This is a genomic window from Pseudomonas sp. PAGU 2196, assembly GCF_022179005.1.
GTDB lineage: Bacteria > Pseudomonadota > Gammaproteobacteria > Pseudomonadales > Pseudomonadaceae > Aquipseudomonas > Aquipseudomonas kermanshahensis.
In genome coordinates, this window is sequence record NZ_BNTL01000003.1 from 83,875 (window position 1) to 106,185 (window position 22,311).

20 protein-coding genes are annotated in these 22,311 nt (G+C 63.5%); 6 read left to right on the plus strand and 14 right to left on the minus strand.

Going from position 1 to position 22,311, the window contains the following annotated elements:
* From MFF34_RS03855 to pmbA, 6 genes are all read right to left on the minus strand, one after another.
* A complete protein-coding gene (locus MFF34_RS03855; protein ID WP_027595602.1) occupies positions 1 to 894 on the minus strand; it encodes a ZIP family metal transporter in 894 nt (297 codons plus the stop codon).
* Between the two features lie 11 nt (positions 895 to 905).
* A complete protein-coding gene (locus MFF34_RS03860; protein ID WP_027595601.1) occupies positions 906 to 1,517 on the minus strand; it encodes a superoxide dismutase in 612 nt (203 codons plus the stop codon).
* A gap of 1 nt (position 1,518) precedes the next feature.
* Positions 1,519 to 1,980, minus strand: a complete 462-nt coding sequence (locus tag MFF34_RS03865) for a DUF2753 domain-containing protein (protein WP_238210374.1) — start codon at positions 1,978 to 1,980, stop codon at positions 1,519 to 1,521.
* 49 nt (positions 1,981 to 2,029) lie between these two features.
* On the minus strand, positions 2,030 to 3,406 hold the full coding sequence (locus MFF34_RS03870) for a lyase family protein (RefSeq protein ID WP_099428394.1): 1,377 nt from the start codon (positions 3,404 to 3,406) through the stop codon (positions 2,030 to 2,032).
* Positions 3,399 to 3,800 (minus strand): hypothetical protein, encoded by a 402-nt coding sequence (locus MFF34_RS03875; protein ID WP_027595598.1) that lies wholly within the window; start codon positions 3,798 to 3,800, stop codon positions 3,399 to 3,401. Before MFF34_RS03875 ends, MFF34_RS03870 begins: the two co-directional genes overlap by 8 nt.
* Positions 3,801 to 4,050: 250 nt before the next feature.
* Positions 4,051 to 5,397: a metalloprotease PmbA gene (gene pmbA, locus MFF34_RS03880; protein WP_027595597.1), complete on the minus strand. Its 1,347-nt coding sequence runs from the start codon at positions 5,395 to 5,397 to the stop codon at positions 4,051 to 4,053.
* Between the two features lie 108 nt (positions 5,398 to 5,505).
* Between pmbA and yjgA the strand changes: the two genes are divergently transcribed.
* Complete coding sequence (gene yjgA, locus MFF34_RS03885; RefSeq protein WP_238210383.1) at positions 5,506 to 6,024, plus strand: ribosome biogenesis factor YjgA; 519 nt, start codon at positions 5,506 to 5,508, stop codon at positions 6,022 to 6,024.
* 117 nt (positions 6,025 to 6,141) lie between these two features.
* On the opposite strand, the gene tldD is transcribed toward yjgA, so the two are convergent.
* The 8 genes from tldD to mreB form a co-directional block, all read right to left on the minus strand.
* The gene (tldD, locus tag MFF34_RS03890) at positions 6,142 to 7,581 is read right to left on the minus strand and encodes a metalloprotease TldD (protein ID WP_099452990.1); all 1,440 of its coding nucleotides are present in this window, start codon (positions 7,579 to 7,581) and stop codon (positions 6,142 to 6,144) included.
* Positions 7,582 to 7,583: 2 nt separating this feature from the next.
* Positions 7,584 to 8,435 carry a carbon-nitrogen hydrolase family protein gene (locus MFF34_RS03895; protein WP_238210386.1) on the minus strand — a complete coding sequence of 284 codons (852 nt, stop codon included), beginning with the start codon at positions 8,433 to 8,435 and terminating at the stop codon, positions 7,584 to 7,586.
* A 14-nt stretch (positions 8,436 to 8,449) separates the two neighbouring features.
* The gene (locus tag MFF34_RS03900) at positions 8,450 to 12,265 is read right to left on the minus strand and encodes a YhdP family protein (RefSeq protein WP_238210395.1); all 3,816 of its coding nucleotides are present in this window, start codon (positions 12,263 to 12,265) and stop codon (positions 8,450 to 8,452) included.
* Between the two features lie 82 nt (positions 12,266 to 12,347).
* The gene (gene rng, locus MFF34_RS03905; RefSeq protein ID WP_027595592.1) at positions 12,348 to 13,805 is read right to left on the minus strand and encodes a ribonuclease G; all 1,458 of its coding nucleotides are present in this window, start codon (positions 13,803 to 13,805) and stop codon (positions 12,348 to 12,350) included.
* Between the two features lie 54 nt (positions 13,806 to 13,859).
* Complete coding sequence (locus tag MFF34_RS03910) at positions 13,860 to 14,471, minus strand: nucleoside triphosphate pyrophosphatase (RefSeq protein ID WP_238210397.1); 612 nt, start codon at positions 14,469 to 14,471, stop codon at positions 13,860 to 13,862.
* A gap of 33 nt (positions 14,472 to 14,504) precedes the next feature.
* Entirely contained in the window at positions 14,505 to 14,993 is a 489-nt protein-coding gene (mreD, locus tag MFF34_RS03915) for a rod shape-determining protein MreD (protein WP_027595590.1), read from the minus strand.
* On the minus strand, positions 14,993 to 16,006 hold the full coding sequence (gene mreC, locus MFF34_RS03920) for a rod shape-determining protein MreC (protein WP_238210509.1): 1,014 nt from the start codon (positions 16,004 to 16,006) through the stop codon (positions 14,993 to 14,995). The genes mreD and mreC overlap by 1 nt, the downstream gene beginning before the upstream one ends.
* Positions 16,007 to 16,201: 195 nt before the next feature.
* Positions 16,202 to 17,239 carry a rod shape-determining protein MreB gene (gene mreB / locus MFF34_RS03925; protein ID WP_003255163.1) on the minus strand — a complete coding sequence of 346 codons (1,038 nt, stop codon included), beginning with the start codon at positions 17,237 to 17,239 and terminating at the stop codon, positions 16,202 to 16,204.
* A gap of 205 nt (positions 17,240 to 17,444) precedes the next feature.
* Here mreB and gatC point away from each other — a divergent pair, with 205 nt between their 5' ends.
* The 5 genes from gatC (at position 17,445) to MFF34_RS03950 (ending at position 22,290) form a co-directional block, all read left to right on the plus strand.
* On the plus strand, positions 17,445 to 17,732 hold the full coding sequence (gene gatC / locus MFF34_RS03930; RefSeq protein ID WP_027595588.1) for an Asp-tRNA(Asn)/Glu-tRNA(Gln) amidotransferase subunit GatC: 288 nt from the start codon (positions 17,445 to 17,447) through the stop codon (positions 17,730 to 17,732).
* Between the two features lie 15 nt (positions 17,733 to 17,747).
* Positions 17,748 to 19,199, plus strand: a complete 1,452-nt coding sequence (gatA, locus tag MFF34_RS03935) for an Asp-tRNA(Asn)/Glu-tRNA(Gln) amidotransferase subunit GatA (protein ID WP_085272654.1) — start codon at positions 17,748 to 17,750, stop codon at positions 19,197 to 19,199.
* An 11-nt stretch (positions 19,200 to 19,210) separates the two neighbouring features.
* Positions 19,211 to 20,656, plus strand: coding sequence for an Asp-tRNA(Asn)/Glu-tRNA(Gln) amidotransferase subunit GatB (gene gatB, locus MFF34_RS03940; RefSeq protein ID WP_085272653.1), 1,446 nt, complete (start codon positions 19,211 to 19,213; stop codon positions 20,654 to 20,656).
* 154 nt (positions 20,657 to 20,810) lie between these two features.
* Positions 20,811 to 21,185, plus strand: a complete 375-nt coding sequence (locus tag MFF34_RS03945; protein ID WP_027595585.1) for a septal ring lytic transglycosylase RlpA family protein — start codon at positions 20,811 to 20,813, stop codon at positions 21,183 to 21,185.
* Positions 21,186 to 21,246: 61 nt separating this feature from the next.
* Entirely contained in the window at positions 21,247 to 22,290 is a 1,044-nt protein-coding gene (locus MFF34_RS03950; protein ID WP_238210511.1) for a calcium/sodium antiporter, read from the plus strand.
* Positions 22,291 to 22,311 lie beyond the last annotated feature (21 nt).

Consider the following 22,311-nt stretch of genomic DNA (forward strand, 5'->3'; position numbering starts at 1 on the left):
TCAGGACATCGCCGTGTCCATCACCATCATCAGGCAAAAACCGATACACAAACCCAAACTGGCCAGGCGGTGATGCCCATTGCTACGGGACTCGGGGATGATCTCCTGGGTCACTACCAGCAGCATCGCCCCCGCGGCACACGCCAGGCCCAACGGCAACAGCAGCTCTGCCACATTTACCAGCCAGGCACAGATAACCGCTGCCACCGGTTCGACCAGGCCTGAAGCGGCACCAATCAAGAATGCCTTGAAACGCGGCATGCCCGCCCCCGCCAGCACCAACGCAATCACCAGCCCTTCCGGCACATCCTGCAAAGCGATGCCCATTGCCAGGCTGTCGGCATCGGCCATGCCGCCGCCCGCAGACACGCCAATGGCCATGCCTTCAGGAATGTTGTGGGCGATGATGGCGATCACGAACAACCAGATTCGCGCGGCGATCACCGGCTGGTTGTCCGTGCCGACCAAGGCTTCTGGCGAGGCACCGGAGACCTTGAGGTCGACCAGGAACAGGCACAAGGCGCCAAACATCAGGCCAAAGCTGATCAAGCCGCCCGCGCCCCAAGGGCTGAAGCCGATGCCTTGCGCCGCCTCCAGCCCCGGGATGATCAGGGAAAATGCGGTGGCCGCCAGCATCACACCCGCGCCGAAGCCCAGCAGTGTGTCGGCCAGCGCCACCGGCATGTTACGAATCACCAACACCGGTACCGCGCCCAGCGCTGTCCCCAACGCACACAATGCGCCCCCTTCGAGGGCACGCAGCATGCGCGGCTCCAGGCCCAGCCAGGCAATGCCCTGCGCCAGCAGCAATGCTGTGCCCGCCAGCAACAGCAAGGTTCCTATCGCCAGACGAAACAGACGCACGCTGCTGACGGACAACACCTGTGAACGCATACCGGATCGACTCACTTCAAGGCTTCGAGATAACGACGTTCCACTTCCGCCCAGTCGACGACGTTGTAGAAGGCACCGATGTATTCAGGGCGACGGTTCTGGTATTTCAGGTAGTAGGCGTGCTCCCACACGTCCAACCCGAGAATCGGCGTGTTGCCGTGCATCAGCGGGCTGTCCTGGTTACCGCTGCTTTCGACCACCAGCGTGTTGCCCGGGGTGACGCTGAGCCAGGCCCAGCCACTGCCAAAGCGGGTCAGCGCTGCTTTGGTGAAGGCGTCCTTGAACGCGTCGAACCCACCCAGCTCGGCCTCGATGGCCTTGGCCACCTGACCGTGTGGCTGGCCGCCGCCGTGTGGCGCCATCACCGTCCAGAACAGCGTGTGGTTGGCGTGGCCGCCGCCTTGGTTGATCACGGCGCCCTGCAGCTTTTCTGGCAGCTGCTTGACCGCGCTTACCAGCTGCTCCACCGGCCATTCGGCCCACTCGGTGCCTTCGATGGCAGCGTTGAGGTTGTTGATGTAGGTCTGGTGGTGCTTGCTGTGGTGAATTTCCATGGTCTGGGCATCGATGTGCGGCTCCAACGCATCGTAGGCATAAGGCAACGCAGGCAAGGTATGTGGCATATCAATGGATTCCGTAAGCGTGGGTTCTGGGTGTCACGCCTGTTTGCGCTGCCATCTCGCTGGCGGCGGGGGCGTGACGGTTGAGCAGGCGCTCGGTGCGCGGGTACTGTCCGTACTCGGCAATGAAACTCAGCAATTCGGTGTAGGTGCGTGAACTGTGGCGCAGCGCTGCATCCCGCAGCGCCTGGGGCAAGCGCGCTTCCTGGCTGGCCTGGAGCAGGCGCTGGTGTGCAGAGCACAGGTAGTCGGCGCTCTCGTGCGGCTGGTTCAGGCGCAGGTGCAGGTCAGCCAGGTTGTGATGAGCGATGACGAACACCGCCACCGCTTCGTCGACGTCATGCCAGCGCTCGAACAGCACCTGGGCCAAGGCCAAGGCTTGCAGGTAGTGTTCCCGGGCATCGACCCATTCACCTTGCTCGAACAGGCGGTTGGCGGTTTCAGTGGTGCGTTTCCAGTGCTGCATGACGTTTCTCCTGAGCGCGATGGCTCGTACGCTCGGCGGTGACGCTGAGTCAGATACCGCCGGCCGTGAGTTTTTCCGGGTCCAGCAGAGCCTCGAGCTGGTCACGCGACAAGTCGGTGTGTTCCAGCGCCACGTCGATGATCGGGCGGCCCTGCTTGTAGGCGGTCTTGGCGATTTCGGCGGCCTTGAGGTAGCCGATGATCGGGTTCAGCGCAGTGACCAGGATCGGGTTGCGCGCCAGCGCCTCCTTGAGCTTGCTTTCATTGACCTTGAAGGTGGCGATGGCCTTGTCGGCCAGCAGGCGGCTGACGTTGGCCATCAGCTCGATGCTTTCCAGCAGGTTGCGGGCGATCACCGGCAACATGACGTTCAGCTCGAAGTTGCCCGACTGCCCCGCGATGGCGATGGTCGCGTCATTGCCGATCACCTGCGCGGCGACCATGGCGGTGGCTTCCGGGATCACCGGATTGACCTTGCCCGGCATGATCGACGAGCCCGGCTGCAAGCCTTGCAGCTCGATCTCGCCAAGGCCGGCCAAGGGGCCGGAGTTCATCCAGCGCAGGTCGTTGGCGATTTTCATCAGTGCCACGGCGGTGGTCTTGAGCTGGCCGGAAAGGGCCACCGCCGTGTCTTGCGAGCCGATCAGCGCAAACAGGTTTTGCCCGGGGGTGAACTCGACCTGGGTCAGGGCACTCAACTGACGCGCGAAGCCGGCCGCGAACTGTGGATGGGCGTTGATCCCGGTCCCGACGGCGGTGCCGCCCTGGGCCAGGGCCTGCAAGCTCGGCAGGGTCGCCTCAATGTGCGCCAGCGCGCCGTTGATTTGCGCCGCCCAGCCGTCGAGCACCTGGCTCATGCGCACGGGCATGGCGTCCATCAGGTGAGTGCGGCCGGTTTTTACAAAGGCGTGCACCTGTACCGACTTGGCCTCGATCACCTGCACCAGGTGCCGCAACGCCGGCAGTAGCTGCTCGTGCAGCGCCAAGGCAGCGCTGACATGGATGGTGGTCGGGATGATGTCGTTGCTGCTCTGGCCGCAGTTCACATGGTCGTTGGCATTGACCGCATCACCCAGCACACGGCTGGCCAGGGTGGCGATCACTTCGTTGGCGTTCATGTTCGAACTGGTGCCGGAACCGGTCTGGAACACGTCCACCGGGAAATGCTGGATGAAATCTTCCGCAAGCAGTTGCTCAACCGCCTTAACGATGGCCTGGCCCTGGTCGGCGGTCACTTGCTCCAGCTCGATGTTGGCCTTGGCCGCTGCGGCCTTGGCCAGCAGCAATGCGCGAATGAACTGGGCCGGCATGCGCTGGCCGCTGATCGGGAAGTTGTCGACCGCGCGCTGTGTCTGGGCGCCATACAGGGCCTCGGCAGGCACCTGAAGCTCACCCATGCTGTCACGCTCGATACGGGTATTACTCATCGTCTAATCCTTGCATCAGTTCATCGGGAGAAATCGAAGGCAGCAGCACGCAGTTGGCCAATTGCAGGGCGTAGGGCTGCCAGCGCTGGTTCTGTTCGCGGCGGTCGAGGTTGCGCAGGTCCAGCAACGGGCGCCAGGCCTGGTCCAGGCACAGGCAGCGCCAATGCCACGGCAGCATGCGGTCGCAGGCGGTATCCAGCAGCAGGCGGAAGGAGGTCAACGCCACCGTCCAGGACGAGGTTTCGGTGCAGCACACCAGGTAACGGCCTTCGGCCAGGTAGTGCTCGATAAGGCGCGGCTCATCGGGCTCGAGCGCGCAGCGAATGCGCCGGCTGAGCCAGCGCCAGTTTTCCAAATAGGGCAATTCGTGAAGGACGGATTTCATGAACACCATCGCCAAGCAACTGGGTAATGATATTCATTATTAAGTGATAAATATAATCACTTCAAGTGCGGATCGACTAAAGCCGTGAGGTAGGACGCATAAAAAAACCCGGCACCAAGGCAGGGTTCTCTAAATCAGTTTGAAACAGAATGGGCTCTACCGGCCGCTTCGCGGGTAAACACGCTCCCACAGTACCTGAAGCCAGTCGGTATCCTGTGGGAGCGGGTTTACCCGCGAAGAGGCCAGAGCAGGTTACCTATCAGCTGCCTGCAACCGTCATTCGCTCGATCAGCACCGAGCCCGTATGGATATTGCTGCGTGTCTCTAGATCGTTACCGATCGCGACAATTTGCTGGAACATATCCTTCATGTTCCCGGCGATGGTCACTTCCTGCACCGCATGCTGAATCTCGCCGTTCTCGACCCAGAAACCCGCAGCCCCACGCGAATAATCGCCGGTCACCATGTTCAGGCCATGCCCCATCAGCTCGGTCACCAGCAAGCCACGCCCCATGCGGCGGATCAGGGCAGCCTGGTCTTCGACGCCATGGGTTACGTACAAGTTGTGAACACCACCGGAGTTGGCCGTGCTCGGCAGCCCGAGCTTGCGCCCGGAATAGGTGCCCAGCAGGTACGACACCAACTCACCTTTGTCGACGAACGGTTTGGCGTAGGTCGCCAAGCCATCGCCATCGAACGCGGCACTGCCCAAGGCCCGAGGAATATGCGGGCGCTCATCGAGGGTCAGCCAGCTTGGGAACAGGCGCTGGCCAAGGGTGCCTTCAAGGAACGACGACTTGCGGTACAGGTTGCCGCCGGAAATCGCCGAGAGGAAGCTGCCGAACAGGCCGCCGGCCAGCTCCGCCGAGAACAGCACCGGCACTTCGCACGTTGGTACCGGGCGCGCGCCGAGGCGGCTGGCCGCACGCTGGGCCGCGCGCTGGCCGATGCTGCGCGGGTCAGCCAGCAAGGTGCCTTGGCGGTTCACGTCATACCAGTAGTCGCGCTGCATCTGCCCGTCGCCCTCAGCGATCATCACACAGCTCAGGCTGTGCCGGGTCGACGCATAACCCCCGATGAAACCGTGGCTGTTGCCGTACACCCGGCACCCTTGATGGGTGTTGAGCGTGGTGCCATCGGCGTTGAGAATGCGGGCATCGGCGTCGAACGCCGCAGCCTCGCAGGCCAAGGCCATCTCGATCGCCTTCTCGGGTTCGATATCCCAGTCGTGATAAAGGTCCAGGTCAGGGATTTCGCGCGCCATCAGCGCGGCATCGGCCAGCCCCGAGCATTCGTCTTCAGAGGTGTGCTTGGCGATGGCCAAGGCTGCGGCAACGGTCTCGCGGATCGCGTCTGGGCCACTCGCGGAGGTGCTGGCCGAGCCTTTTCGCTGGCCTACATAGAGGGTGATGCCAAAGCCCTGGTCACGGTTGAACTCGACCGTTTCGACCTCACGCTGGCGTACCGTGGTGGACAGGCCCTGCTCCAGCGACACCGCAACTTCGCAGGCACTGGCACCCTGGCGACGCGCTTCGGCGATGATCGCTTCGACCTGTTCCTGCAACGCTGGCAGGTCTTTCGGACCTACGCTCTGGACTGCACTCATGGTTCTCTCCACTCAAATTCTGCGTTCGGCGAGGGTCATTCTACGACCGGGCCGGACAAGCGGCCCCCGACTGGTTATCATGGCGGCGATTTCTAGCGGACTGCCACCATGGTTGATTCAAACGACGCCTACGACGGCGAAAAAAGCAAAACCCAGATCAAGCGCGAACTGCATGATCTGGTTGAACTCGGCGAGCGCCTCACTACGCTCAAGGCCGACACCCTGGCACGCCTGCCGTTGACCGACGAGCTACGCAAAGCGTTGGCCGAGGCGAGCAAGCACACAGCTCACGGAGCCCGCAAACGGCACATGTCGTTCGTCGGCAAGCTGATGCGCGTCCAGGACCTGGATGCCATCCATGCCTTGCTCGAACAGATGGACAGCTCGACCCGCCAGTACAACGAGCGCTTCCACGGCCTGGAGCGCTGGCGCGACCGGCTCATCGACGGTAATGACGAAGACCTCGAGCGCTTCGTCAACGAATACCCCGACACCGATCGCCAGCAACTGCGCTCGCTGATCCGCCATGCCCAGCACGAAAAAGCGCGGAACAAGCCGCCTGCTGCTGCGCGCAAGGTGTTCAAGTACATCCGCGACCTCGACGAGCTGCAGCGCGGTTTGCGTTGATGCCGTGGGGCCGCGTTGCGGCCCATTCGCAGCGCAAGGCTGCTCCTACAGGGGCATGCGATACCTGTAGGAGCAGCCTTGCGCTGCGAAAGGACCGCAAAGCGGTCCCCAACGCCATCACGCGCCAGTACCGCCAACTGTGATCGCATCCAGCTTCAGCGTCGGCTGCCCTACCCCTACCGGCACCGATTGCCCATCCTTGCCGCAGGTCCCGACACCACTGTCCAGGGCCAGGTCATTGCCGACCATCGACACGCGGCTCATCGCCTCCGGTCCGTTACCAATCAGCGTTGCCCCTTTGACCGGCGCAGTAATCTTGCCGTCCTCGATCAAGTACGCCTCACTGGTTGAGAACACGAACTTGCCGCTGGTGATATCCACCTGGCCACCACCAAGGTTGGCGCAGTAGATGCCTTTTTTCACCGAGGCGATGATTTCTTGCGGGTCGCTCTCGCCGGCACGCATGTAGGTGTTGGTCATACGTGGCATCGGCAGGTGCGCGTAGGACTCGCGACGGCCGTTGCCGGTCACCGCCATGCCCATCAGGCGGGCGTTCAGCTTGTCCTGCATGTAGCCTTTGAGCACACCGTTTTCGATCAGCGTGGTGCACTCGGTCGGGGTACCTTCGTCATCCACGCTCAGTGAGCCACGGCGGCCTTCAAGGGTGCCGTCGTCGACGATGGTGCACAGCTTCGACGCCACCTGCTCACCGATACGGCCGCTGAACGCCGAGCTGCCCTTGCGGTTGAAGTCGCCTTCCAGGCCATGGCCCACCGCCTCATGCAACAACACGCCCGACCAACCCGAGCCCAGCACCACCGGCAAAGTGCCCGCCGGTGCAGGAATCGCTTCCAGGTTCACCAGCGCCTGGCGCAAGGCCTCACGGGCATAGCCCATGACCTTCTCTTCGGTGAAGAACCGGTAGTCGGTACGCCCGCCACCGCCCTGGCCACCGCGCTCGCGGCGGCCATTCTGTTCGACGATGACACTGACGTTGAAACGCACCAGCGGGCGCACGTCGGCGGCCAGGCTGCCATCAGCCGCGGCGATGAGAATGCGCTCCCAGACCCCGGCCATGCTCACGCTGACCTGCTGGATACGCGGGTCCAGCGCACGGGTTGCCGCGTCGACACGCTTGAGCAGGTCGACCTTTTCGGCGCGCGTAAGCACATCAAGCGGGTTGTCCGGGGCATACAGGGCGGTCACATCCTGGCTACGGAACGCCTGCACCGTGCCATTCTGCCCAGCGCGGGAAATCGAACGCGCGGCGCGGGCCGCCGAGGTCAAGGCTTCCAGGTTGATAGCATTGCTGTAGGCGAAGCCGGTCTTTTCACCGGATTGGGCACGTACGCCCACGCCCTGATCCAGGTTGAAGCTGCCCTCTTTGACGATGCCGTCCTCGAGCGCCCAGGTTTCCGAGATCTGGCCCTGGAAATACAAGTCGGCGGCATCGATGCCCGGGCCGGCCAACTCACCCAGCACAGCCTGCAGGCTGTCCAGGGTCAATCCGCCTGGGGCCAGGAGCTGCTCGCTGACGGTGGATAACATCTGGCTCATAGTCACTCCGAGGTGTGCGCAGGCCGCAAGGCGTCCTGCGAGAAAAAGCGCCGGTGCGATACCACCGGCATGCGCGCCCGAATGGACGCTTGTTCGTCAATGTCGCGCTCGGCGAGCAATACCGCTTCGCCCTGCGCCTGCTGCGCAACGATCCGCCCCCAAGGGTCGATGATCGCTGCATGGCCATGGGTTTCCCGTGGCCCTGGATGGGTGCCGCCCTGCGCTGCGGCCAACAGGTAGCACTGGGTCTCGATGGCACGCGCGCGAATCAGCACATCCCAGTGCGCCGCCCCCGTCACCGCCGTGAAGGCGGCAGGTGCGGTGATCAGTTCTGCCCCGGCTGCGCGCAGTGCGCTGTACAACTCGGGGAAGCGCAGGTCATAGCATACGCTCAAGCCCAGGCGCCCCACCGGGGTATCGGCCACCACCACCTGTGCGCCATGGGCATAGTCGTCAGACTCGCGATAACGGCCGCGGTTGTCGGCGACGTCCACATCGAACAGGTGCAACTTGTCATAACGCGCTGCCACTTCACCGTCTTCATCGATCAGCAACGAGCAGGCATGGGCCTTGGCATCAGGTTGGCCGACCGGTGGCAACGGCAATGTGCCGGCGACAATCCATAACTTGAGGTCGCGCGCCGTGCGTTTCAACCAGGGCAGGATCGGCCCTTCTCCCAAGGCCTCGGCACGCCCGATCGCCGCAGCATCCTTGCGCCCCATTGCAGCGAAGTTCTCCGGCAGCACGGCCAGACGTGCGCCACCGAACGCGGCCTGCTCAAGCAGGGCACCGGCCCGCTGCAGGTTGGCCAGCACGTCGTCCTGGCTGACCATCTGGATCACCGCTGCCTTCATGAATACTCCTGGCGCTATTTCTCGAAAGGTTTCACAAATGTGATTCTAGGCTCTTTCCACGGCCCCTCGACGCGGTAATGCACGCTGGCAAAGCGTGAGACCCGGTCGCCGATCAACCGATCCACAAGGAACAGCGCGCCCCCGACTGCCGGAGCACCGACGATCAAAGCGGCCAACGGCAGGTTGTTGGTGACCGGCAGGGTCACTTGCAGGTTGGCATCCACCCGGTCACGGACCATGTCCAGGGTGCCCTCGAGCTCGAAATTGCTCGAAGGGCCGGTCACCGTAATCGGTTCACGGGTCACGTACACGCCATTACTGGCCACCAGCAGGCCTTTGACCCGGTCATAGGCCAGGCCTTTTTCGAACAGGTCGGAGAAGTCCAGGCGTAGGCGACGGCCGATGGAGTTGAAATTGAGCAGGCCGAACACGCGCAAGGCTTGGGCACTGCCTTCGACTTCGACAAACTGGCCAGTACGCAACGCCGCGTCCATGCTCCCGGAGAAGCGGTTCAGGCCCACCCAAGCAGGCGAACCGGGCCAACGGCCATCGACATCCAGGCGGAAATCGCGGCTGGTGACGGTAGGCGCGAACCCCCACGCCTTGAGCACATCGGCCAGGTTCTTGCCATCCAGGCGCCCTTTGTACCAGCTGCTGGTGCTGCCCGGCTGGCCTTCCCAACCACCGCCGCCGTCGATGTGCAGGCCTTTGAAGTCCAGGTCGATATCGTCTGCCGACACGCCGCGCGTGGTTGGGCGCAGCTTGATCGAGGCGCTGCCGAACAGGTCGTCGCCGCGGTAGAGCTTGTCGATGCTCAGGTCCAGCGCAGGTACCTTGCGCGGGTCGAACGAGGCCAACGGGTCAGGCCCTTCCTCAGCCTGGGCCTGGGCCGGGTCGGCCGCCGGCAGGCGCAAGGTCTGCAAGCGAATCGACATGGGCGCGCCCTTGGCATCCGGCACGCGTGCGTTGCCGATGACTTCCTTGCTGTCCAGCCGCAGGTCCCACGCAGGGCCACCCCGGGCCAGGCGTACCACCGCCTGGTTGAGTTCCATGCCGAAGGCCTTCAGTTGGCCAATGCTCAGGTCGACGCTTTGCAGGATCTGCCGCGCACTGCCACCTGGGTCATCACCGCCCAGGCTGGCCACCTTGGCCTGCCAGGGGGCCAGGTCGAGTGTTTCCAGGCGCCCACGTACGCGCAAGCCTTGGCCGGCCGGTACTTGCGCCTGCCCCGTGCCCAGCAGCAATTCGCCGCGGCCCTGGGCCAGCTTGTCAGAAGGCGCCGCATAGGCGAAGCGTGCGAGGTCGGCATAACCGGCATCAATGCGCCGCTCCGAGCCTTGCAGGTTCATGCTGAAACGGCTGTCGCGGGTATCCGCAGCGGCCTTGCCGAAGGGTGCAGGCAAGTCGATGGCAAGGCCCTTGAGTGAGGAATTGACGCTAAGGCTGTTGTCCCGGCTGCCCAGGTTGAGCTGCAACTGATACGGCAAGTCGCCCGAGGCCGGCAAGGCCTGGTTGAATTGCAGCCACTCGGTCAGCGCCTTCAGCGCGACCTGGCCATTGGCGTTGATGCGGGTCTGCATCTGCCCTGGCGCACCCTCGGCCACGATTTGCGCGGTGACCGGCTTGCCGAACGCCTGCAAGCTGATGTTCTTGCCACTGAGCCCTTTGTCTAAATTGAAGCTGAAATCGCCCTTCAGGCGGTTCAACTCCAGGCTGGGCGGGGCCACCTTGAGGCGGGCATCAGCGGTGGCGAAGTCCACCTTAACCTTGGGCCGTTCCCCATGGGCCAGGGGGATATCGAGCTTGACCTTGCCCTTGAGCGGGCCCTCGCCTTCCCAGCCGGCGAAGATCTCGCCCGTGCCGATCGGCGCCTCTTTGAGAATTTTCAGGCCGTCGTCCAGGCCGCCGTCGAAATCGCCATCGAGATACAGGTGGCTGTGCTGGTCACCCTCGACGTGGGGGATATCGACACTGACGTCACTGACCTTGGTGTCGAGCAACAGGCCATGGTGTGCCTTGATGCGCACACCGCTGTCCTCGATCAGCACATCACCGTCCACCTGCTGCACCTGTGGCCAGCCGGGCTGGAAGTCCAACACCGCGTCGCGCACCTTGAAGAACAGGCTGATACTGCGCGCCTCTGGCGCGGCGCCATGGTTCAGCGAGCCTTGGTACTGGAAGTAACCCTCGTCCACGGTGCCTTTGACGATCGCACTGCGCAGCCATTCGTCGAGGGCCGGGCTCAGCACTTCGGGCAGGTACTTGGCCGTGTAGCGGCCATCGCCCTCGGTCAAGCCGACGCGCAAGTCCATGTAGTCCTCGCGGCCCTCTTCGAACAGCAGGCGAATGAGGAAGTCACCGGCGATCTTGCCCTCCTCGCCCAGTACCTTCAGGTATGGCGCGACGAGGGTGAAGCCTTCTTTGTCGAGGGCCCAGGTCAGGCGCGCATTGGCCTGCTGGTAATGCCAGGGTTTGGCGAAGATCGGGTACAGGTGCAGCATGAAAGCGTCGGTATCCAGGCGCAGCTCGCCGTGCCCCAGGTCACCACTGACGCTGCCGCTGACATTGCCGGCCGCGGGGGCACCGTGGTATGCGTTGAAACCGACCTTCTCCAGGTTGGCGGCAAACTGCAGGCGCTGGTCGCCTTCGGCTTTGGGCCGCGCCTCCAGGCGCACGTTGCGCAGCGCGCCGGTGACGTTCAGGCCATCGACCACGGCCATGAGGTTGTCCGGCAGCGGTGCCAAGGCATCGATCAACGGGGTCAAGGGGGTGAGGTCGAGGCGGTCGGCCTGCACTTGCCAGCGCTCATCAGCGGGGGCCTGCCCTGGGCGCTGACGTAATTGAAGGTGAGATTCCCAACGGTTCTTGCCGATATTCATGGCCAAGGAATCGACCATCACATCAAAACCTTGCTCGTTGCGCTGGAACCACGCAGACAACGCCAGGTTCTCCAAGGTCGCTGCTTTGCGCTCGGCATAAGCGCCTTTTAGCTGGGGCGCATTGAGCCGGACCACGGCTTGCTGCAACTGGCCTTTGCCCCAGTCGACCCAGAACTCACCACCCGCGCGCAATGCGCTGGCGTGCCACTTGCCCAGCAGGCTCGGCGGCAACCAGCGTGCCCAGTCGCTTTGCGGCAGGCTCAGGTAGGCGGCAACCTGGCCATCGCGCCAGGCCTCGGGCGACGCGCGGCTGCGCAGGTTCAGCGCCAGGGGCTGGCCGTCAGGCAGTGTGGCGCGCAAGTCGAGGGCCTGGCGCGAGGCACCGGCCTGCAAGCCCACGCTTACGTAGGTCAAGGTCAGGGGGTCGCGCTGCCAGGGTTGCAAGGTTACCTGGCTGTCGAACACATCGATGCGCCCCAGTTGGCGCAGGCGCTGCAGCAACTCGGCGGGGTCGAGCGGGGCATCATCCTTCTTCGGCAGCCCTTCGAGGTTCCAGGTGCCTTGGGCGTCTTCGCGCAGGATCAATTGCAAGCCACCCAGCTGGATACGTGCCAGGCGTACCTCACGGGAGGTCAGGCTGGCCCAGAGGTCTGGCACCAGCTTGACCTCGTCCAGGCGCAACGCGCCAGCACCTTCGCCCAATTGCAGGTCGCGAACGCGCAGTACAGGCGCAAGCCCGCTCCAGCGGCCTTCCAGGGCACCAACGTGCACCGGCAAGCCCAACGCTTGCTCGGCCTTGTGCTCGACATCGGCCCGGTATTCGGCCACCAGCGGCACCAGTTGCCGGCCAACGCTAACGTACAGCGCCACCAACACCGCCAGCAGCGCGCAAATGCCCAGCCCCCAGCGGGTCGAGGCGACAAGAACGCGGTTCAGACGTCCCATGGCCATGGCCCTCCAGGTCGTTTATCCATGATGGCCCTAAGTGCCGGTTTTGCCAGCCCGGCCATCCTGTGGCGCGTTTCGCGAAACCTCAGAGCAGCACCACATCGTATTGTTCCTGCGAGTACATCGACTCGACCTGGAAGCGGATAGTTCGGCCGATGAAGGTTTCAAGCTCCGCAACGTTGCCGGACTCCTCGTCCAGCAGCCGGTCGACCACCTTCTGATTGGCCAGCACGCGGTAGCCCTCGGCCTGATAGGCACGGGCTTCGCGGAGGATTTCACGGAAGATTTCGTAGCAGATGGTCTCGGGGGTTTTCAGCTTGCCGCGCCCCTGGCACGCCAGGCACGGCTCGCACAGCACCTGCTCGAGGCTCTCGCGGGTGCGCTTGCGGGTCATCTGCACCAGGCCCAATTCGGTAATGCCAATGATGTTGGTCTTCGCGTGATCACGCTCGAGCTGTTTTTCCAGGGTGCGCAGCACCTGGCGCTGATGCTCTTCATCTTCCATGTCGATGAAGTCGATGATGATGATGCCGCCGATGTTGCGCAGGCGCAGCTGCCGGGCAATGGCGGTGGCAGCTTCTAGGTTGGTCTTGAAGATGGTCTCTTCGAGGTTGCGATGGCCGACAAAGGCGCCGGTGTTGACGTCGATGGTGGTCATCGCTTCAGCCGGGTCGACCACCAGGTAGCCACCGGATTTGAGCGGCACCTTGCGCTCCAGGGCGCGCTGGATCTCGTCTTCGACGCCGTACAGGTCAAAGATCGGCCGTTCGCCAGGATAATGCTCGAGGCGATCGGCGATTTCCGGCATCAGTTCACCGACGAACTGCGTGGTTTTCTGGAACGTTTCGCGCGAATCGATGCGGATTTTCTCGATCTTCGGGTTGACGAGGTCGCGCAGGGTACGCAGTGCCAGGCCGAGGTCTTCGTAGATTACCGTGGGTGCACCGCAGCTCTGGATCTGGCTGCCGATCTGCTCCCACAGGCGGCGCAGGTAGCGGATGTCCTGCAGGATTTCTTCAGCGCGCGCGCCTTCGGCGGCAGTGCGCAAGATGAAACCCCCGGCATCCTTGATGTTCTCGCTGTCCATGCAGCTGCTGACCACCTGCTTGAGGCGATCACGCTCAGCTTCGTCTTCGATCTTCAGGGAAATACCGACATGGCTGCTGCGCGGCATGTACACCAGGTAACGCGAAGGGATCGACAACTGCGTAGTCAGGCGTGCGCCCTTGGTGCCGATCGGGTCTTTGGTCACCTGTACCACCAGGGCCTGGCCTTCATGCACCAGCGCGGTAATGTTCTCTACCGCCGAGCCTTCGCGCTGGGAGATCTCCGAGGCGTGGATGAACGCCGCCCGCTCCAGGCCGATGTCGACGAAGGCCGCCTGCATGCCGGGCAGCACGCGCACCACCTTGCCCTTGTAGATATTGCCGACGATGCCGCGGCGCAGGGTGCGCTCGACGTGCACTTCCTGCAGCACCCCGTTTTCCACCACCGCCACACGTGACTCCATCGGGGTGATGTTGATCAGGATCTCTTCACTCATGGCAGGCTCTCGTCAAAGGTCTTGGATAATGATGGATCGCGTACGCGGTACTGGCTACCGCGGGTTTGTTACCTCTGAAGAAAGCGCGGGCAATTGCCAGCAGGCAATGCCGAACTGGGCCAGCAAATCGGCGGTCTCGCTCAACGGCAAGCCGACCACGGCGGAGTAGCTGCCCGTCAGGGCGGTGACGAAGACCGCCGCCAGCCCCTGGATGGCATAGCCACCGGCTTTGTCGGCAGGCTCGCCGCTGGCCCAATAACGGGCGGCTTCATCGGCGCTGATGGTACGAAAACGGACGTTGCTGCTGACGCACAGGCTTTGCCTGCGCTGGCCATCGCTCAGGGCGACAGCCGTCAGCACCTGATGCTCGCGGCCAGACAGGTCGGCCAGCATGGCCAGGGCATGTTCGCGGTTTTCGGGCTTGCCGAGAATACGGCCTTCGAGGACCACCGCCGTATCTGCGCCCAGGACGACAGCCGGGCCCTGGAGGCAGGCCAGGCCAGCCTCTGCCTTGGCCCGGGCAAGGCGCTCGACATAGGCTGCGGCGCCTTCGTCGGCGAGCGGGGTTTCATCGATGGGGGCGCTGACCGTGGTGAACGGTACGCCGATCTGGGTCAGCAATTCACGACGACGTGGCGAGCCAGAGGCCAGGTAAAGCGGGTTCATGTAGACATCTCCCTGTCAGTCGCGGCAACGCCGTCAATTTATACGCAAGCGTCGGCGCAGGTCGCGCAGGGCAAAGCTGATCCATGGCCAGAGCAAGGCACTGATGACTGCTGACCACACCAGCGCCAAGGTCGGCAGGCGGTTACCGGTCAAGGCACTGAGCCACAGCTGGATCAACTGGGCAATACCGAAAATCACCAGAATCACCAGGCTCTGCTGCCACATTGGGAACATGCGCAGGCGCTGTTGCAATGACAGCACCAGGAAGGTGATCAAGGTCAGGATCAGCGCGTTCTGCCCCAGCAACGTGCCATACAGCACATCCTCGGCCAGGCCTAGCACAAAGGCCGTGGTCATGCCGACCTTGCTCGGTACTGCGAGCGTCCAGAACGACACCAACAGCGCCAGCCACATAGGCCGGAACACTTCCATGAACTGCGGCATCGGCGAAACGCTGAGCAGCAGGCCGATGGCGAACGTCAGCCAGATGACCCAGCCATTATTACGGCGTGATGCAGCCATCATTGCCTCCGAGGTTGGGCGGGCGCTGCCGCAGGCGTGGCCGGCGCTGCAGGGGCCGCGGTGGGCTGCGGGGTAGCGGCTGCAGGTGCTGCAGGTGCAGCAGCCGGGCTGGCAGGTGCGCCCTGCTCGCCATTGGCGCCAGGCTGGACGCCGACCGACGTGCCTTTGCGATCGGCCTCTTCCTGCGCGATCGCAGCGTCAGTGGCGCGTTGCTCCGGGCTGCGTCGGTCGCTGAACACCAGCAGCATGTAGCGGCTGCGGTTGAGCGCGGCGGTAGGGATGGCGCGAACGATGGCGAACGGCTGGCCGGAATCGTGAATCACTTCGTTGACCGTGGCCACTGGGTAACCCGCGGGGAAGCGCTGGCCCATGCCGGAACTGACCAGCAGGTCGCCTTCCTTGATGTCCGCGGTATCGGCCACATGGCGTAGCTCCAGGCGCTCCGGGTTGCCGGTGCCACTGGCGATGGCGCGCAGGCCGTTGCGGTTGACCTGCACCGGAATGCTGTGGGTGGTATCGGTCAGCAACAGTACCCGCGAGGTGTAGGGCATCAACTCGACCACTTGGCCCATCAGGCCGCGGGCATCGAGCACCGGCTGGCCGAGGAACACGCCATCGCGCTCGCCCTTGTTGATCAGGATGCGGTGGGTGAACGGGTTGGGGTCGACGCCGATCAACTCGGCCACTTCAACCTTTTCGTTGACCAGGGCGGATGAGTTGAGCAGTTCACGCAAGCGCACGTTCTGCTCGGTCAGGGCCGCCAGCTTCTGCAGGCGCCCCTGCAAGAGCAGGGCCTCGGTCTTGAGCTTTTCGTTTTCCGCGATGAGTTCGGTACGGCTGCCGAACTGGCCTGCCACGCCTTGCCACAAACGCTGCGGCAAATCGGTGATCCAGTACGACTCCATCAATACCAGGCCCATCTGGCTGCGCACGGGTTTGAGCACGGCAAAGCGCGCATCGACCACCATCAGCGCGACCGACAGCACCACCAATACGAGCAGACGAACGCCCAGCGAAGGGCCCTTGGAGAAAAGCGGTTTAATGGGCCGTTCCTCGTGGACGACTCAGGAGGTCATTGGACATGGGACAACGCACCAGCCTGGTTGCGGGTTGACGGAAACGACGCCCGGACGGACGCCAGCCCAGCGCATACAGGTAGCACTGTGCGTGCTACCTGTAAACCGGGCGCTCAGGAACAGCGAGCAGCATCACTCGCTGGAGAGCAGGTCCATCGCGTGCTTGTCCATCATCTCCAGGGCGCGACCGCCGCCACGGGCGACACAGGTCAGCGGGTCCTCGGCGACGATCACCGGCAGGCCAGTTTCCTGGGCCAGCAGTTTGTCGAGGTCGCGCAGCAGTGCGCCACCACCGGTCAGCACCAGGCCACGCTCGGCGATGTCGGAGGCCAGCTCCGGCGGCGATTGCTCCAGGGCGCTTTTAACCGCTTGGACGATGGTCGCCAGGGATTCTTGCAGCGCTTCCAGCACTTCGTTGGAATTCAGGGTGAAGGCACGCGGTACGCCTTCGGCCAGGTTACGGCCGCGGACATCGACTTCGCGCACTTCGCCACCTGGGTAGGCGGTGCCGATTTCCTGCTTGATGCGCTCGGCGGTGGACTCGCCGATCAGGCTGCCGTAGTTGCGGCGCACGTAGGTCACGATGGCTTCGTCGAAGCGGTCGCCGCCGACGCGGACGGATTCGGCGTAAACCACGCCGTTCAACGAGATCAGGGCGATTTCAGTGGTACCACCACCGATATCGACGACCATCGAACCACGGGCTTCTTCGACCGGCAGGCCGGCACCGATGGCGGCGGCCATTGGCTCTTCGATCAGGAACACTTCACGGGCACCGGCACCCAGGGCCGACTCGCGAATCGCGCGGCGCTCTACCTGGGTCGACTTGCACGGCACGCAGATCAGCACGCGAGGGCTGGGCTGCAGGAAGCTGTTCTCGTGAACCTTGTTGATGAAATACTGCAACATTTTTTCACAAACGCTGAAGTCGGCAATGACGCCGTCCTTCATCGGACGAATGGCAGCAATGTTGCCGGGCGTACGGCCCAGCATGCGTTTGGCTTCGGTACCGACGGCGACGACGCTTTTCTGATTGCCATGGGTACGGATGGCAACAACCGAGGGCTCATTCAGGACGATACCGCGCTCACGCACGTAAATAAGGGTGTTGGCAGTACCCAGGTCGATGGAAAGATCGCTGGAAAACATGCCACGCAGTTTCTTGAACATGGGAAAGTGACCCTGGGGAAAGCGTGGGTAAAAAAGTGCGGCAAACTCTAACAATGGCAGGGATTTTGGGCAAGGAGCCAATATGTTAAATTGGTCGTTTTTCCGAGCACGCCAGCAGATGATCGCGGCCGTATGACCGCCAGAATGCCGACATGTTCCTCATCACGGACCCTAATTCCGTTCTTTGTTTCCCCTGGAGATCCCCATGGCGCTTGAACGCTGCGACGTGGAAAAGATCGCCCATCTGGCCCGTCTGGGGCTGAATGATGGCGAACTGCCACGCATTACCGATGCACTGAACAGCATTCTCGGGCTGGTCGACCAGATGCAAGCGGTCGACACCACTGGCATCGAGCCCCTCGCCCACCCCCTGGAGGCCAGCCAGCGACTGCGTCCCGACCAGGTCACCGAAAGCAACCAGCGCGAGGCCTACCAGGCCATCGCACCGTCGACCGAAAGCGGTCTGTACCTGGTTCCCAAAGTCATCGAGTAAGGGATAGAGCCTGCCATGCACCAATTGACCCTGGCCGAGATCGCCCGCGGACTCGCCGACAAGTCGTTTTCCTCCGAAGAGCTGACGGGCGCCCTGCTGGCGCGCATCAAACAGCTCGACCCGCAAATCAACAGCTTCATCAGCGTCACCGAGGAACTGGCCCTGGGCCAGGCCCGTGCCGCTGACGCCCGTCGCGCCGCTGGCGAGGCTGGCGCCCTGCTGGGTGCGCCCATTGCCCACAAGGACCTGTTCTGCACCAACGGCGTACGCACCAGCTGCGGCTCGAAGATGCTCGACAACTTCAAGGCGCCGTACGACGCCACCGTGGTCGCCAAGCTGGCTGAAGCCGGCATGGTTACCCTGGGCAAGACCAACATGGACGAATTCGCCATGGGTTCGGCCAACGAATCCAGCCACTACGGCCCGGTGAAAAACCCGTGGAACCTGGAGCACGTCCCGGGCGGTTCGTCGGGCGGCTCGGCTGCGGCAGTCGCCGCGCGCCTGCTGCCGGCCACCACCGGCACCGACACTGGCGGCTCGATCCGACAGCCGGCAGCGCTGACTAACCTGACTGGCCTGAAACCGACGTACGGTCGTGTTTCGCGCTGGGGCATGATCGCTTACGCCTCCAGCCTCGACCAAGGCGGCCCGCTGGCCCGCACGGCCGAAGACTGCGCGCTGCTGCTGCAAGGCATGGCCGGTTTCGATACCAAGGACTCCACCAGCATCGAAGAGCCGGTGCCGGACTACAGCGCCAACCTCAACGCTTCGCTGCAAGGCCTGCGCATCGGCCTGCCGAAGGAATACTTCGGCGCAGGCCTGGACCCGCGCATCGCTGACCTGGTGCAAGCCAGCGTCAAGGAGCTGGAAAAGCTCGGCGCCGTGGTCAAGGAAATCAGCCTGCCGAACATGCAGCACGCCATCCCGGCGTACTACGTGATCGCGCCTGCTGAGGCATCCTCCAACCTGTCGCGTTTCGACGGCGTGCGCTTCGGCTACCGCTGCGAAGCGCCAAAAGACCTGACCGACCTGTACAAGCGTTCCCGTGGCGAAGGCTTCGGTGCCGAAGTGCAGCGCCGCATCATGGTGGGCACCTACGCCCTGTCGGCCGGCTACTACGACGCCTACTACGTCAAAGCCCAGCAGATTCGTCGCCTGATCAAGAACGACTTCATGGCCGCGTTCGAAGGTGTTGACCTGATCCTCGGCCCGACCACGCCGAACCCGGCCTGGAAGCTCGGCGCCAAGAGCAGCGACCCCGTCGCCGCCTACCTGGAAGACGTCTACACCATCACCGCCAACCTGGCGGGCCTGCCAGGCCTGTCGATGCCGGCTGGCTTCGTCGATGGCCTGCCGGTCGGCGTGCAACTGCTGGCGCCCTACTTCCAGGAAGGCCGCCTGCTCAACGTCGCGCACCGCTACCAGCAAGTGACCGACTGGCACACCCGCGCCCCCAACGGCTTCTGAGGAGTTCACACATGCAATGGGAAGTTGTGATCGGGCTGGAAATTCATACTCAGCTCGCCACCCAGTCGAAGATCTTCTCCGGCAGCGCCACCACCTTCGGCTCCGAGCCGAACACCCAGGCCAGCCTGGTTGACTTGGGCATGCCCGGCGTACTGCCGGTGCTGAACCAGGAAGCCGTGCGCATGGCGTGCATGTTCGGCCTGGCGATCGATGCCGAGATCGGCAAGCGCAACGTGTTCGCGCGCAAGAACTACTTCTACCCCGATCTGCCCAAGGGCTACCAGATCAGCCAGATGGACCTGCCGATCGTCGGCAAGGGCCACCTGGACATCGCCCTGGAAGACGGCACCATCAAGCGCATCGGCGTGACCCGTGCGCACCTGGAGGAAGACGCCGGCAAGAGCCTGCACGAAGACTTCAGCGGCTCCACCGGCATCGACCTGAACCGCGCCGGCACGCCGCTGCTGGAAATCGTTTCCGAGCCGGACATGCGTAGCGCCAAAGAAGCCGTGGCCTACGTCAAGGCGATCCACGCCCTGGTGCGCTACCTGGGCATCTGCGACGGCAACATGGCCGAAGGCTCGCTGCGCTGCGACTGCAACGTGTCGATCCGGCCAAAAGGCCAGGCCGAGTTCGGTACCCGCTGCGAGATCAAGAACGTCAACTCGTTCCGCTTCATCGAACGTGCGATCAACAGCGAGATCCAGCGCCAGATCGACTTGATCGAAGACGGTGGCAAGGTCATCCAGGAAACCCGCCTGTACGACCCGAACAAGGACGAGACCCGCTCCATGCGCAGCAAGGAGGAAGCCAACGACTACCGTTACTTCCCCGACCCAGACCTGCTGCCGGTGGTCATCGAGGACAGCTTCCTCGACACCATCCGCGCCGGCCTGCCAGAGCTGCCGCCACAGAAGGTCGAGCGCTTCCAGAGCCAGTACGGCCTGTCGGCCTACGACGCGAACGTGCTGGCATCGAGCCGCGAACAAGCAGACTACTTCGAACAAGTAGTGAAAATTGGTGGCGACGCCAAGCTGGCAGCCAACTGGGTCATGGTCGAGCTGGGCAGCCTGCTGAACAAACTGGGGGTCGAGATTGACCAGGCGCCGGTCAGCGCCGAGCAGCTGGGTGGCATGTTGCTGCGTATCAGTGACAACACCATCAGCGGCAAGATCGCCAAAACCGTGTTCGAGGCCATGGCCGCCGGTGAAGGCGATGCCGACAGCATCATCGAGAGCCGGGGCCTGAAGCAGGTCACCGACACCGGTGCGATCGACAAGATGCTCGACGAAATGCTGGCTGCCAATGCCGAACAGGTCGAACAGTACCGCGCCGCCGACGAGGCCAAGCGCGGCAAGATGTTCGGCTTCTTCGTCGGCCAGGCGATGAAGGCGTCGAAGGGCAAGGCCAACCCGGGGCAAGTGAACCAATTGCTCAAAGCCAAGCTCGAAGGGTGAGCTGAAAATGCGGCGAGGGCTACGCCCTCGTTCGCGGGGCAAGCCCGCTCCCACAGGTATTCCACAGTTTCGAAGCCACTGAAATACCTGTGGGAGCGGGCTTGCCCCGCGAAGGCCGCCCAGCGGCCCCAATGGCAGCACCGGAGCATCAGACTTGCTAAAACGATCCCTCGGCACCCTCGCCTTGTTCTCCCTGCTGGCCGGCTGTGCCAGCCACGATATCGACCCCCGCGGCTACGACAAGACCGGCACCGCCTCCTATTACGGCTCGCGCCACCACGGCAAACGCACGGCCAGTGGCGAACCGTTCAACCAGCACGGCCTTACCGCCGCTCACCGCAGCCTGCCGTTCGGCAGCCGCGTGCTGGTCACCAACCTCGCCAACCAACGCAGCGTGGTGGTGCGCATCAATGACCGCGGCCCGCACACACGCGGCCGGCTGATCGACCTGTCACGCGCTGCAGCAGAAAAAATCGGCATGCTCCGTAGCGGAACGGCGCGCGTGCGGGTACAAGGTCTGAGCGACTGACCCTACTGGAGCCCTGACCATTTTCGACCTGGCCACCCTTCCCACCTTCAGCCTCCTGCAACTGGGCGTCGCCTTGTTGCTGCTGGCCTGCGGTGCCGAGCTGCTGGTACGCATGGCCCTGCGCCTGGCCCTGTGCCTGCACGTGCGCCCACTGATCATCGGGCTGAGCCTGGTGGCCTTCGGCAGCACCGCACCGCAGCTCACGGTAAGCCTACAGGCCGCCTTCCAGGGCGCACCGGATGTCGCCGTCGGCAGCGTGATTGGCAGCAACATCTTCAACGTACTGGTGATTCTTGGCCTGGCCGCGCTGATCATCCCGCTGCGTGTTTCACGCCAACTGGTTCGTCTGGACATCCCCTTGATGATCGTCGCCAGTGCGCTGGTGTATGCGCTGGCCGCCAATGGCTACCTGGGCCGCGGGGAGGGCCTGCTGCTGTTGCTGGCGCTGGTGGGCTACCTGGTCATGCTCTGGCATCAATCACGCCATTACGCTCGCACCTACCCCGCGCCCAGCAACATCAAGGTCAGTGGCGCACGCTTCTGGTCAAGCACGCTGCTGCAGATTGCGCTTGGCCTTGGCCTGCTGAGCCTGGCCGGCCACTTGCTGCTGGAAGCCGCCGTTGAGGTGGCGACTGACCTGGGCCTTTCCGAACGCATCATCGGCCTGACCGTGGTCGCGGTCTGCACGTCATTGCCAGAGCTGGCCGCCGCTATGATTGCCGCCCTTCGCGGCGAACGGGAAATCGCCGTTGGCACGGTGATCGGCAGCAACCTGTTCAACCTGCTGGGAGTGCTGGGCCTGACCGCGCTGATCACCCCTGAACCGCTGTCGATCTCACCCAACGCGCTGGCCTTCGACCTGCCCGTGATGCTGGGCGTCGCCGTCTTGAGCCTGCCCGTGTTCTATTCGGGCTACCGGATCACCCGCGCTGAAGGCCTGGTGTTTCTCTGCCTGTACCTGGCCTATGGGCTGCATGTGGTGGCCTTTACCACCGGCATGCCATTGGCCGGCCGCCTGGAGCGGCTCATGCTGTTCTATGTCCTGCCAGTGCTGGCCTTGGTGCTGCTGTACACCACCGTACGTGCGTGGCGGCGGCAGCACTGAGGCCAGCGGAGGGCGCCACAA